Consider the following 14,082-nt stretch of genomic DNA (forward strand, 5'->3'; position numbering starts at 1 on the left):
ATTGCAACTCGTAGTTGACAAATCCGTAAACTGTGGAGGATGGTTCTCTTCCTGTCATTATGGTATTCTTTTTATAAGTTATAGAAATAATCAGGATTCACAATCCGGAAAAGAGGCTGCCATGAACTTTCAGGAAAAATTAATGCTTTTAAGAAATCAATACCGCTTATCTCAGGAAGAATTAGCAGGACGGATAGGTATTTCCAGACAAGCTGTTGCAAAATGGGAATCAGGAAAGGCTGTACCTGATATTAACAATCTGATACAGCTAAGCAATATATTTAAAATCAGCCTTGACCGTTTGGTAAAAGAAGAGGAAAGCGGCTGTTCCCTGGAATTTCCGACAGGAGAGAAGAAAAAGAAAGAGGACTTCCTGGACTTTTTGCTAACAGCCAAAAAATCCGGCTATGCCAGTCATGGGGCAGAAATTGCTTCCGGAAGACCCGATTCCCATGATTTGTCTTTTGCAGATGGGAAGTACCTCTACCTCGATACCTATTTAGGCGGTGAGAAATTTGCAGGAGAAGAAGGAGTATGGATAGAGGATAAACCGGTATGGGCTATGAACTACGCCGGACGAACCCTTCATGAAAACTTTTCCGGAGATTTCTTATGTAATTGCTTATACCACACTACAAAAGAATTACCTTTCCGCGGACCTTCCCTTTATAAAGAGGGGGATTATACCTATCATTGTACGGTTCAGGGGGACATGGACTGGTTTCAGGGAAAAGAAGAGATATTCTATCTGGAAGTAAAGGTATACGAATGCTTTTTCCATGGCGGCAGTATCACATAGAATAAAAAATTATAAATATTATCAAATAAATTCAAAATAAATAACTAAATAATTCAGAATATACGGACCAGGGAGTGTTCAAATCATGACCGCTCCTTCCTCCAGACTCAGGCATGCAAATACTTTTTTGCATGCTTTTCTTTGTGAAGCTTTTGCGGTTTGGGGGAATTAACAGTTCCCTTAAGGAGGTTTTTGGAGTATAATAGGCATCTGAATACGGATAACATTGAGGAGGGCATCAGCCGATGAAGGAGGAAATCCCTGGCTCCCTTGCCATTAAATATAGAATAAAGGACGGGCAGGCAGTAATCCTGTCCTGTACCGGAACAAGCGGTTATGTAAGATTACCGGATGTAATAGAAGGATTGCCTGTGAAGGAAATTGGAAACTATAGTTTTTCTGAGCCGGAAGAAGGTATCAATTCACTTGAAGTGCCGGCAGAAATAAAGGAATATATCCATCAGGGAGTGGATACCCCCTTTAGCAGGATGGAATTAATATCCGGAAAGAAATTAAAGGAAGTCTTTCTTCCCGATGGGATTTCCAGAATTGGGGAATATGCCTTTTATAACTGTACTGAATTAGAGAGCATCTGCCTTGGTGAAGGTGTAATCGATTTTGGGAACGGTGCTTTCATGAATTGTGATAATTTGAAAAGCCTTTATTTCCGTACAAATCCGGAGGATATAACAGGACTTTCCGGTTTCTTAAGGGAAATACAGGGAGAGCTTACCGTGATCTTTGAGAAGGATGAAAAAAAAGCTGAATTTATCTTTCCCGAATACTATGAAGAATCCATTGAGAACACTCCTGCCAGAGTGTTTCACTATCTTATCCATGGTGCCGGCTACCGCTACAGGCAGTGCCTTAAGATGGGAGTTCCGGATATTCCTGCCTATGATGCTCTATTTTCCACACCGGAGATACAGACAGAGGATGACACCGCACTCAACATTGCTTTATGCCGGTTAAAGCATCCCTATGAGCTGTCAGAAGCCTGCAAGGCCCATTACATCCACTATTTAAAGCTTCATGGAAGAGAAACCATTACAAAATATATTCTGGCCAACGACGCACCGGGCCTCACTACCTTGCAGAAGGAGGGAATTCTGGCCCCTGCCCTCATGGACTTTGCACTAAAGGAATCTATCCGGAATAAAAAGCCGGAATGTACCGGAGTTCTTTTAAGCCTGCAGGAAGTAAACATAAAAAAAGAAGACAATAAATTTCAATTATAAAATTTAAAATAAATATAGAATGCAGCAACAGGAAAGGAGTGGTACTATGGCAATGGAAGAAAAGGAAGACCAGCCAACGACTGACAATTCGATGACTAATCAGCCAATGGTTAATCAATCAGCGGCTGACAAGTCAACAGCTAGCCAGATTCTGCTTTCCTCAAGAACAGAACTAAGTGTCTATATGCGTTATCTGAACCTTGCGCTTAGTGCCCTTAAATTCGAAGCAAAGGAAGGTGTCAGGTTAATGGGTACGGACGGAAACAGCCTGTACTATGATACAAACCTTTTGTATGAAGAATATAAAAGCGGCAGAATATGGGTTAACAGGGCATATCTGCACCAGATACTCCACTGTATTTACAGGCACCCCTTTAGGCCCTATGGCAATAATAAAAGGCTATGGGATATATCCTGTGACATTGCAATGGAATATATTCTTGATTCCTTTCGGTATCACTGTGTGAGAATGTCCGGCACCAGATACCGCAGAATCTTCTATGAGAATCTGAAGGCTAAGCTTAAAATCCCCACAGCGCAGGCAGTATATCAGCTATTGGAAGGGCTCGACATGTCGGATAAGGAGTATGAACAGCTGGAATTTGAATTCCGAAAGGATGATCACTCCTTCTGGTCGGAGCAGGAGAAAAAGGATGTGCCCCTGCCAGGCTCCCCTGAACAGAAATGGCAGGATATCAGTGAAAAGCTCCAGACCAATCTGGAAACCCAGGCACAGGATATGGCGGATGATGCGGAAGGCTTTCTCGAACAATTAGAGATAGAGAACCGCAAAAAACATGACTACCGCAGCTTTCTGCGTAAATTTTCCGTTATGAAGGAGGAAGCAGTTCTGGACATGGATTCCTATGACCTGAGCTTTTACACCTATGGTCTTTCCCTATATGGAAATATGCCTTTAATTGAATATCAGGAGTCAAGGGAAAGCAAGCGGATTGAAGATTTTGTCATTGCCGTGGATACTTCCATGTCCTGCTCCGGAGAATTAGTTCAGGAATTTCTTATGCAGACCTACAAGGTACTGAAGGAATCCGAAAGCTTTTTCAGAAAGACAAATATACATATTCTGCAATGTGATGAAACAATACAGTCGGATGAACTGATCCAAAATGAACAGCAGCTGGAAGAATATATGAACCAGCTGCAGTTAAAGGGCGGCGGCGGTACGGATTTTCGCCCTGTATTTGCTTATGTGGGAAATTTGATCAAAAACAAAGCCTTCCATCATCTAAAAGGATTATTATACTTTACAGACGGAAAAGGTATTTACCCTGGAAAGAAGCCCCCCTATGATACTGCCTTTGTCTTTCTGAAAGAGGATTATTCGGATGCAGATGTGCCGCCCTGGGCAATGAAATTAATCCTGAATACGGAGGACTTGAAAGAAGCCTCTGAATCTTAGGATTCCCCAGGAAGAATAAACATAAATTAACAGGTGTTTATACCATAAGCTTCCGGTTAACATAAACCGTTTCTAAAAGGAGAAAACAATGAACATCAAACGTGCAAAGGAAGAGATAATCAATACCGTCAAGGCCTATTTGAGCTGTGATGAAAACGGTAATTATAAAATAGCTGCTATCAGACAGCGTCCTATTCTTTTAATGGGGCCTCCGGGAGTGGGCAAGACCCAGATAATGGAACAGGTAGCAGAAGAATGCAATATAGCCCTGGTAGCATATACCATAACTCACCACACCAGACAGAGCGCTGTGGGCCTTCCCTTTATTGTAAAGAAAAAATACAAGGATAAGGATTATTCCGTAACAGACTATTCCATGAGCGAAATAATCGCATCCGTATATGAAAAGCAGGAGAGGACAGGCTTTACCCAGGGGATTCTCTTTATTGATGAAATAAACTGTGTTTCAGAAACACTGGCGCCTACCATGCTTCAGTTTCTGCAGTATAAAACCTTTGGTAATCAGAAGGTTCCGGACGGATGGATCATCATAGCTGCCGGAAATCCTCCTGAATATAATAAATCAGTCCGGGAATTCGATGCCGTAACCCTGGACAGGGTTCGTAAGATAGAAATAGAGCCTGATTTTGAAATCTTTAAGGAATACGCCTATAAGCAGGATATTCATCCTTCCATCCTGCAATATCTGGATATCCGCAGGGAGAATTTCTACCGGTTCGAGACAACTCCTGACGGAACTTTTTTTGCAACGGCAAGAGGCTGGGAAGACCTGTCCGAAATGCTGACCGTATGCGAAGAGCTTCATATAGCCGTTGATGCTGAGTTTGTTTATGAATATATCCAGCATGACAGAATTGCAAAGGACTTTTCAAATTATTACGAATTGTATAATAAATATAAAAAGGAATATAAAATCGAGGAAATTGTTCAGGGAAGTTATTCTGAAAAGCTTATAAAATCCCTGAAAATAGCTCCTTTTGATGAAAGGCTTAATTTGACCGGCCTTCTTCTGGGGAGACTTGGACGTTCTTTTGTTGACACTGAAAATTCAGAGAAATATACGGAGCTGCTTTACGAATCCCTAAAGGAGTACTTAGCGCAGCTGCCATTAAGTGAGACAAGACCCGATCTACTGTTAAAAGAAATGATTGAAAAAGAAGAAACAGAATTAACCCATAGAAAGCAGGAAGGACTCATAAACCGGAAGGAAGAAGCTTATAAGCTTCAAGCTCTTACCACTTTAAAAAAATACCAGGAGGTATTGAGAACGGAAAAAGAGACTTCCATAAAAACCTCCGACACGATTAAGGGCCTTTTTGAAGAAGATAAGGAAAAGCGTATGAAGAGGATTGAAAAAACATCTCTTGAGCTGGACAATGCTTTTCTGTTTATGGAAAAAGCCTTTGGCGAAGGACAGGAAATGGTAATCTTTATTACCGAATTATCCGTAAATTATTACAGTGCCCAATTCATAGCTAACCATGGGTGTAAAAAATATTATGAATACAACAAGAGCCTCCTCTTTGGCGAAAAGCAGGAAGAAATTATCCGTAACGTGGAAAAATAAGCTGAAAAATCCAAAGTAACAATCATAAAAACCAAGGGCAGTATGTAACAGGTGAAGCCAGCCAATACATATCTGCTCTTATTTTTAAGAATTGGATACCCGTAAAGATGTTATAATTTCCCTGTCCAAAGCATAATTTACTTTAGTATCTTTATAATGATTATGAATATCGAAACGAGTGAAAACAAGGAGAAAATGGATGTCTTCTAAATATATAAAGCGATTCATTTTTGTATTTTTTATTATATCTGTATTTGTTACCGGATGCAGTATAGGGAGAAATCCCATTGAATCAGGAAAAGCTGTCACTATGTATATAGCATCGGATGTACATTATCTGGCAGACAGCATTAATGATAAAGGAACGGCTTTTCAGAATTTCTGGACCTCCGGTGACGGAAGAATGCTCAACTATGCTGATGAAATTATCGATGCTTTTCGTAATGATATCAAAAACAATAAGCCGGATGTCCTCATAATAAGCGGCGACCTTACAACAAATGGAGAAAAACAGAGTCATCTTGCACTGGCAAAAAAGCTGGAAAAAATCGAAAAAAATACAGGAACAAGAGTTTATGTCATACCGGGGAACCATGATATTGAAAATACCTGGGCAAGAGGCTTTAAGGGAGAAGAACGGTACAAGACTCCAACAATCAGTGCATCAGAATTCAAAAAAATCTATAAGGATTTTGGATTTCGTGAGGCTATATCCAAAGATAAATATTCCTTAAGCTATCTGGCTGCTCCATCCAAAGATGTATGGCTTCTCATGCTGGATACCTGCGAATACCATTTAAATAAAAAAGCCGGAAGTCCTGTAACCAACGGCGAAATCAGTGAAAATACTTTGAACTGGATACGAAAATGCAGTAAGATGGCAAAGAAGCATAACACAAGAATTGTTACTGTCATGCATCACAATCTTTTTAACCACAATACCAGAATTAACTATGGATTTACCCTGGATAACAGTGAGAAAGCAGAACAGGTTTTCAGGGAATGTAATCTTAACCTGGTTTTTAGCGGACATATCCACATACAGGATATAAAATACAACGGTGAGGACAATGACCGTATTTACGAAATTACAACGTCTTCCCTTCTTATGTATCCAATTCAATATGGTGTATTAAGATACAGTTCCCTTACCGGCTTTGATTACAGTACCTCACAGGTAAATGTTGACAGCTGGGCAAGAGATACGGGTATCTCAGACAGCAACCTCACAGATTTCATGTCATACTCCAGGCTTTTCCTGGCTGATAATACCTACAAAAAAGCTTATACAGCATTATCAAAAACAGAATTATATACAGAGGAGGAAATGGAGGCCATGGCGGAAACCCTGAGCCTTTTAAACGTAAATTATTTTAGAGGAACCACAAATAATATAAAGGATTCTGTTATGAATTCCATTGGCTATAAGCTTTGGATGAAAGCCGGCGAGATTGAATCTCTGGAAAATCTAAGAGCATACATACTTAGTATGATACCTCATGATGATATGGATAATAACAAATTGCATATAAACTAGACCAGTATAACTAAGCTGCGGAAATAAAATCTGGAAATGTATAAGCTGAATTAAGTTATTACCTCACAGCCTTTTACCCCTTGCAGCACAAAAATACCATACAGCCTTTTACCTCTTGCAGTATAAAGATGCTATATATTCCAACCCTTTAACAAAAAAGGTAAAATAAAATTCACTTATACAAGAAGTAAAGAAGTGACTGAAAGCAAGTTCTGAAAGACATACTAATCTATGTCTTTGTCAGAGCTTGCTTTTTCTTTGCAATACATATCACATATAGGTAGAACAATATGGTGAGTAAATTAATTGGTAACATTTTTCAAAAATTTTAATAATATATCTTGACAGTTGCTCATATGTTCAACTATAATAAGAATAACAGTTGAACAATTATTCAATTGTTTCACGAAAGGCAGGTGATAACAGATGAAAGAAACAGATTGCGATTGCGAAGTTATACATGCGGAAGTTGTTGAAAAGGTCAGCAAGATTATGCCCCAGGATGATGAATTGTATGATTTATCGGACTTTTTCAAGGTCTTTGGTGACAGTACACGAATAAAAATCATGTGGGCACTGGATGAAAGTGAGATGTGTGTATGTGATCTGGCAGTGCTTTTAAACATGACAAAATCTGCCATATCCCATCAATTAAAATCTTTGAGAGCAGCTAATCTCGTTAAATACCGAAAAGAAGGTAAAGTAGTATTCTATTCCTTGCAGGATGACCATGTAAAGGCAATCCTGGAAAAAGGCTTAGAACATATAAGAGAAAAATAAATTATAATAATATGGGAGGATTTAAAATGAAAAAGACATTCAGACTGGAAGGCTTAGATTGTGCCAATTGTGCAGCAAAGATAGAGGCTGGGGTACGTAAATTGGATGGAGTGAAGGAAGCAACTGTTAACTTTATGACTACCAAGATGATTATTGAAGCAGAAGATGACAAAATGGCTGATATCATAACAGAAGCAGAAAAAATCGTCAAAAAAATCGAACCCGATACAAACATGAAAAAAGCATAGGAGATGCAGTATTATGAAAAAGAAGCTATACCGGATTATTGCCGGTGCTATCGTTTATATTGCAGCAGCTCTAATAAAGACAGATATTGAATGGCTGCAGCTCACTTTTTATCTTGCCAGTCTCCTTATTGTCGGCGGTGATGTTATATTAAAAGCCGTAAAAAATATAATTAAGGGCAAGGTTTTTGATGAAAACTTTTTGATGAGCATTGCAACCATAGGTGCTTTCTTTATCGGTCAATATCCGGAGGGTGTTGCAGTAATGCTCTTTTACCAGGTAGGCGAACTGTTCCAGGATTATGCCGTAAATAAATCCAGAAAATCCATTGCCGGCCTTATGGATATTCGCCCGGACTATGCAAATATAAAAAAAGGGGATGAAATTGTTCGTATAGACCCCGACGAAGTTCAAATCGGTGATATTATTGTTATCAAAGCAGGAGAGAGGGTACCCCTTGACGGTAAAGTGCTTGAAGGCACTTCAATGTTAGATACCTCCGCACTGACCGGCGAGTCTGTGCCCCGCAGTGTGGAAACAGGAGATGAAATCCTAAGCGGCTGCATTAATATCAATGGGCTGATAACGGCAGAAGTCACGAAGGAATACGGTGAATCCACCGTAAGCAAGATTTTGGATCTGGTGGAGAATGCCAGCAATAAGAAGTCAAATTCTGAACAGTTCATAACGAAATTTGCCAGATACTACACACCGATAGTGGTTATTGTTGCAGTACTGCTGGCAGTTATCCCGCCTCTCGTAATAAAAGATGCAGCCTTTCGCGATTGGCTGTACCGGGCTTTGTCCTTCCTGGTTGTGTCCTGTCCCTGTGCGCTGGTAATCTCTGTTCCCTTAAGCTTTTTTGGCGGCATCGGCGGTGCATCCAAGAAAGGTGTGCTGGTGAAGGGCAGTAACTATCTGGAGGCCCTGGCTAAAGCGGAAATCGTTGTATTCGACAAGACCGGCACCTTAACAAAGGGTGTGTTTAATGTTCAGGAAATTCATCCCTCAGAAATTACAGAAAATGAACTGTTAGAAATAGCAGCATATGCAGAAAGTTATTCCAACCATCCCATTTCCCTGTCCTTGCAGCAAGCCTATGGGAAAGAAATAAATAATGCAAGAATTTCTGAAGTTGAAGAAATCTCCGGGCATGGAGTTACTGCATCGATTGATGGGAAAAAAGTAGCTGCAGGAAATGCCAAGCTGATGAAGAAAATGAATATTTCTTATTTTGAGGGAGAAATCATCGGCACAGCCGTACATGTTGCGATTGATGGAAAATATGCAGGATATATTCTTATATCCGATGAAATAAAACCGGATTCCTTACAGGCTATTAAAACCCTTAAGAAAAACCATATCAGAAAAACCGTTATGTTAACAGGAGATAACAAGGCCGTTGCGGAAAAAATAGCAAATAGCCTGGAAATTGATAAGGTATACTCGGAGCTATTACCGGTAGATAAAGTTGACCGGTTAGAGGAACTTTTCTCAGAAAAATCGGAGAACGGCAAGCTGGTTTTCGTAGGAGACGGCATGAACGATGCCCCTGTATTAGCCCGTGCAGATATTGGTATTGCAATGGGAGGGCTGGGTTCCGATGCTGCCATTGAGGCGGCAGATGTAGTTCTTATGACAGATGAACCATCCAAGCTGGTTACAGCAATAAAAATATCGAAAAAGACACTGCGTATCGCACAGGAAAATATGATATTTGCAATCGGTGTTAAAATATTGGTTTTATTATTAAGTGCCTTAGGTATTGCCACTATGTGGGCAGCGGTATTTGCAGATGTTGGTGTAACAATTATTGCAATTATCAATTCTTTCAGAGCCCTTCGGGTTAACAATATGTAGGCAATTATAGGCAGGCCAATTAAAGGTTGAAATTAAGTTTTTAATTAAGATAGAAATTAATAATGATTCGGGTGTCTGTCAGAAGATCATGTTTATTAGCTGAAATTAACTTATGATACCCGAATCAATAATATAATAAAAAGAAAGAAATATCAAATTGTTATCATTTTACTGCATTATCATTTAAAAATACGGATATAAGGCTGCCGCAAAAAGAAGTAAATATTGGATGCTCTACACATAAATGAATTTTTTAATGTATGATATCCCTTATGAACTTTTTTTACGGCAGCCCTTTCTTTTGGTCATAGTCGGTCTGTTTGAACATTGAATTTTAAACATACCAGTTCTAACCTTTGTTTAGAACATAAGATTTAGTTTTAATACTAATCTAGCCGGCTGCCATATAATAATCTACATTTCTTCAGAACAGAAGTCTAACCAGAGGCTTCCAGCGTAAATTTTATTTCGGCTCAATTCCCCATACAAGTTTATTATTAATATAACCTGTGACCTTATCGGTATTTACATATTGATTGCCTGATGCATTAAACGAGTAATCATCGGCCTGGTTGTAATTTGTCCAATCGGATTTTGAAAACCTTCCCTGAATTTCTGCACTTTGTCCGGACTTAAGTGCTCCGGCTGAAGCAGTAAAAGCAATTTCCAGATAGTAATCAGCTCCCGTAGCCGGATTTGCAAGCTTGACAAATTCGCCCTTTACATTCCCATTGCCTGCACTTGCCCAGTCACACCAGAAATTCTGCGTTATATCACCATTTATTGTATAATAATAACGCAATTTTATATCACTTAGCTGAATATCCGAATTCCCGGTGTTAATAACTTTGAATTTGGGAGATATTCCATTAGTCGAGGCTCCTGTATTCCCATTATAGGCTTGAACCGTTAAATCACCGGTTATAACAGGATTAGAAGTGTCAACTACATTCAAAGTCAAGGCAGAATCATTTCCTCCATTGAAATGAAATATCAAATTATTTTCGCCAAGGGGCAGGGTGGAAAGATAGGATTTAAGCAGCCCAACCGTATTGTCCGATACCGTATAATCCCTGCCTGATACCAGAACATTGTCATTATTTTTAACACTAACGAGCTGATATCCGTTTAAGGTAACTGAGACATTGATATTCTGCTGTTTTTCCGATGCTTTATCAAAAGCTGCCTTTAAAGGAGTTATGACAGCACTTGGTGTTGAATCAATAACCTTGATTTTTAAAACCGGGTCTTTTCCTTTATCAAAGTCAAAGATGACTTGATGTTCACCAACGGACAAATGAGAAAGGAAATCCCGTTTTATAAGAAGATTATTCCCGTTTAATGTATAATCTGAATTTAAGTTTAAGGCGGTTCCGTCTGTTTTTAATGAATTTAACGTATTTCCGTTAGGATTAATTAAGATCGATATATCCTTCTGATTCGCAGTATATTTATCAAACTCAGCAGAGGTAGGTGTAATCGATGCATTGGCCGCAGGATTTTCCGTTTTTAAGTTCGGCAGTTCATCCAAGGTAATAACATAATCGCTCTGGTAAAGCTTCTTCAGCGTTTCAGGATTATTAAAGGCCGAACTCATGAGATGCTCACCATACCATGGACAAAAATATAACCATCCGGACTTTTCTTCCGTAAGATTTGCAACACTGGGAACGGTGTCATTCTCCGTCATTGCAACCATTTTCTTACCCTTTGTTAAATCAACCAGTTGATAGAAGATAGATGTAATGGCATCTTCATTTGGTACTCCCGATAAACCATCATTACGGTTGTAGATAGTATTATATTTATCATACCCTACGATATCCACCATCCGATCACCGGGATACCAGGCAGGAGAGGTGTTGTAAACATAGCTGTTGTAGGTCCAGATTAAATTGTGTAAGCCATAGGTTTGTGTAAGCTCTGTATACAGCATTTCCCACAGCTGTTTGTAGACTTCGGCACCAGCTGAAGCCCACCAGAACCATGCGCCTTCTCCCTTCAGCCCGCCGTTACCTTCAGCTTCATGATAAGGCCGGAAAATAACCGGTACGTTATTATCCTGCAAGATCAGCAGCTGTTGTGCCAGGCCATCAATTGTCATCTTCACATACTGATATTCCTTTGTACCGGGAATAACAGCATTGGCAGTATTAAAATTAGTTTCACTGGGCTTATAGGTGGCCTTCAACCATTCCACCGGTTCCCCGAGCTTATAGGAGGTGAAATCTTTGGGGACATTAATATGCCAGCATGCCGCAGCAATGCCGCCTTTGTTATTAACCCAGTCCGTAATACGGGCTGTTGTACCATCTTCCCAGCCATATAAGGGATTGTAGTTCATAAAGTCAAAGCCCCTGATAGCAGGATACTTTCCGGTTAAATTATGAATCCATTCAAACTCCAATTCCATATCTCCGTTATTCCCATTTCCGTAAATTTCTTGCTGCCCGGAGATTATATGTTTGCCGTAAACTTCTGTTAAATAGTTCATGAGAAGCTGTGATTCTGTAGTTGCCTTGCTATCGGAAAGAACAGGTTCCACATCCAGGTTGTCAAGCTTGGCATAATCCACCGTAAACGTATCAAAATAAGCAAATCCCCAGCCTGCTTTAATCTGTATTGTGTTTTTGCCTTTGATTAATTTATGTATACCAAAGCTGTAATCCGACCATACCGTAGTGTAGGGGAGCATATAGGAGCCCTTATTAATTCCATTAATTGCTAAATATTGCAATCTGCCATCCGTACTCAATTCCTGCATATACCGGGTGGATATGGTATACATTCCTGTTTCCGGGACATTTACGTCAAAGGTCATTGTTCCTGAATTCTGCATCCAGACAAATCCTTTCCCTGAGTATCCGGGTTTTGCTTGTCCATAAATTTGAGTCGTTACTTGAAGTTCTGAAGATAGTTGTGCATTTTCGCTTTCAATAACGAAAAGAGCAGTATCTGCGTAAACCGGAGATGTCATTAATTGAAATAACAGCGAAAATGTGAGTAGAATTGTACTTGCTTTTTTTACTAAACCCTTCATTTCCATTCCCCTTTCTTTGCGTAAACTTTAACAGTTTAGCGTTTATTTGTTAAGGAGTATCTCTACACCTTGCACAATAAATATAACATATATCCCATAATATGTAAATATGTTTTGGAAATTGTGATATTTTATAGTAATAATATATTTGATATCAATGCATTAAAACTAAATTTTCGTAAATCCACTTTACAAGTGTAATTCAACTACAACTGATATATTGATTCCAGTTAATCTAATTAGTCTTTGATTTGTATTTTAAACCCATTATATAAACCTCAAAATATAGTCAAAAATAATAATCTTATGGTAAAGCCTAAATTTATGACTTATATTAGTATTTTAAAACATATGATACAATAGATTATTCATAAGGTGTCTAAAATGAAAAAGAAGAATACTATTATAATTTTTTTATCTATTGTTTTATTTCTATTGATTTGTCTATTATTTTATAAAAAGGCATATCTAAAAATCAACCAACTTTTTAACCAACCGGATAGTAAGGTTACAATAGCAATTGATGCCGGACATGGAGGCTTTGACCCAGGTAAAATCGGAATTAACAAAGCACTGGAAAAGGATATTAATCTTAGTATAGCCAAAAAACTGAAGACCTTATTGCTCCAGAAAGGAATAAAGGTAGTCATGACAAGGGAAGAGGATAACGGCTTATATAAAAAATCAGACCAGGATATAAAAAGAGCAGATATGAAAAACCGTGTAAATATTATAAATTCCAGCAATGCTTTGATAGCGGTAAGTATTCATCAAAACAGCTTTACACAGGAATCCGCCAGAGGCGCACAGATCTTTTATTATCAAGGTTCGACTGAAGGGCAGATATTAGCAGAAATATTGCAGGAAAGGTTTAAAAATTCCTTAAATGACGGAAATAAAAGATTGGCCAAAAGCAACAATACCTATTATATGCTTAAAAATTCAAAATGTCCGATTGTTATAGTAGAATGCGGCTTTCTTTCAAACAGAAGAGAGGCTGAACTATTATGCAATAATGAATACCAGGATAAAGTTGTAGGGGCAATATATTTAGGTATTATTGATTACCTTGCTCAGCAAAATAAAGACGAAAAAATGCCCATCATCAGAAAAAATAATCCATTAAGTTTCTTTCGTTGAAGCGTCCTTTGTAGAATTTTCTGTAGAATTATCTGTAGAGCTTTCTGTAGAATTTTCTGTAGAATTTCCATTGAAAGAATTATCCGAAGACATATTATCGGAAGCTGCATTATCCGAAGGGGTACAATCCATTGATGCGCCGGCATTTGTTTGCTGGGAGGATAAAGCCTGTTTCTGAGCAGCTGCCGTTAATAAAAGGCTGCCAACAGCAACAATAAGATTGCCCAAAACATTTAATTCATCGGCTGTTTTTCCGGGATAAAGAGACAAAGCAATTGCATTTGCCAGGACCATAGTGTCTTCAGGACATAGATTGTCAAACATCACAATATTTCCATTCGGTTACCTATTATAGTTAATATATGCGTTGTTATTATTTAAATGCCAGGGAAACTCTAAGGAGCTTTGATGAAGATATGTTTAATGGAATATGG

General features: G+C 38.7%; 11 protein-coding genes. 9 read left to right on the forward strand and 2 right to left on the reverse strand.

Going from position 1 to position 14,082, the window contains the following annotated elements:
* The first annotated feature begins 121 nt into the window (after positions 1-121).
* The 8 genes from BUB77_RS00410 (at position 122) to BUB77_RS00445 (ending at position 9,468) form a co-directional block, all read left to right on the forward strand.
* Positions 122-799, forward strand: a complete 678-nt coding sequence (locus tag BUB77_RS00410) for a DUF5680 domain-containing protein (RefSeq protein ID WP_073271721.1) — start codon at positions 122-124, stop codon at positions 797-799.
* Between the two features lie 245 nt (positions 800-1,044).
* Positions 1,045-2,037 carry a leucine-rich repeat domain-containing protein gene (locus BUB77_RS00415; RefSeq protein WP_073271724.1) on the forward strand — a complete coding sequence of 331 codons (993 nt, stop codon included), beginning with the start codon at positions 1,045-1,047 and terminating at the stop codon, positions 2,035-2,037.
* Positions 2,038-2,083: 46 nt separating this feature from the next.
* Positions 2,084-3,457, forward strand: coding sequence for a vWA domain-containing protein (locus BUB77_RS00420; protein ID WP_330392466.1), 1,374 nt, complete (start codon positions 2,084-2,086; stop codon positions 3,455-3,457).
* 88 nt (positions 3,458-3,545) lie between these two features.
* Positions 3,546-5,045 (forward strand): ATP-binding protein, encoded by a 1,500-nt coding sequence (locus tag BUB77_RS00425; RefSeq protein WP_073271727.1) that lies wholly within the window; start codon positions 3,546-3,548, stop codon positions 5,043-5,045.
* A 199-nt stretch (positions 5,046-5,244) separates the two neighbouring features.
* Positions 5,245-6,582 carry a metallophosphoesterase gene (locus BUB77_RS00430; RefSeq protein ID WP_073271730.1) on the forward strand — a complete coding sequence of 446 codons (1,338 nt, stop codon included), beginning with the start codon at positions 5,245-5,247 and terminating at the stop codon, positions 6,580-6,582.
* 426 nt (positions 6,583-7,008) lie between these two features.
* Positions 7,009-7,362, forward strand: a complete 354-nt coding sequence (locus tag BUB77_RS00435) for an ArsR/SmtB family transcription factor (RefSeq protein ID WP_073271733.1) — start codon at positions 7,009-7,011, stop codon at positions 7,360-7,362.
* Positions 7,363-7,388: 26 nt separating this feature from the next.
* Positions 7,389-7,610: a cation transporter gene (locus BUB77_RS00440; protein ID WP_073271736.1), complete on the forward strand. Its 222-nt coding sequence runs from the start codon at positions 7,389-7,391 to the stop codon at positions 7,608-7,610.
* A gap of 13 nt (positions 7,611-7,623) precedes the next feature.
* The gene (locus BUB77_RS00445; protein WP_073271738.1) at positions 7,624-9,468 is read left to right on the forward strand and encodes a heavy metal translocating P-type ATPase; all 1,845 of its coding nucleotides are present in this window, start codon (positions 7,624-7,626) and stop codon (positions 9,466-9,468) included.
* A 463-nt stretch (positions 9,469-9,931) separates the two neighbouring features.
* Here the strand turns inward: BUB77_RS00445 and BUB77_RS00450 are convergent, their stop codons facing one another.
* A complete protein-coding gene (locus BUB77_RS00450; RefSeq protein WP_330392467.1) occupies positions 9,932-12,514 on the reverse strand; it encodes a glycosyl hydrolase in 2,583 nt (860 codons plus the stop codon).
* A gap of 378 nt (positions 12,515-12,892) precedes the next feature.
* On the opposite strand from BUB77_RS00450, the gene BUB77_RS00455 reads away from it, so the two are divergent.
* Positions 12,893-13,648 carry an N-acetylmuramoyl-L-alanine amidase gene (locus BUB77_RS00455; RefSeq protein WP_073271742.1) on the forward strand — a complete coding sequence of 252 codons (756 nt, stop codon included), beginning with the start codon at positions 12,893-12,895 and terminating at the stop codon, positions 13,646-13,648.
* On the opposite strand, the gene BUB77_RS00460 is transcribed toward BUB77_RS00455, so the two are convergent.
* On the reverse strand, positions 13,631-13,972 hold the full coding sequence (locus BUB77_RS00460; protein WP_073271745.1) for a hypothetical protein: 342 nt from the start codon (positions 13,970-13,972) through the stop codon (positions 13,631-13,633). The two genes, BUB77_RS00455 and BUB77_RS00460, sit on opposite strands and share 18 nt — an antisense overlap.
* Between the last annotated feature and the right edge of the window lie 110 nt (positions 13,973-14,082).

This window comes from Anaerocolumna jejuensis DSM 15929, assembly GCF_900142215.1.
Classification (GTDB): domain Bacteria; phylum Bacillota; class Clostridia; order Lachnospirales; family Lachnospiraceae; genus Anaerocolumna; species Anaerocolumna jejuensis.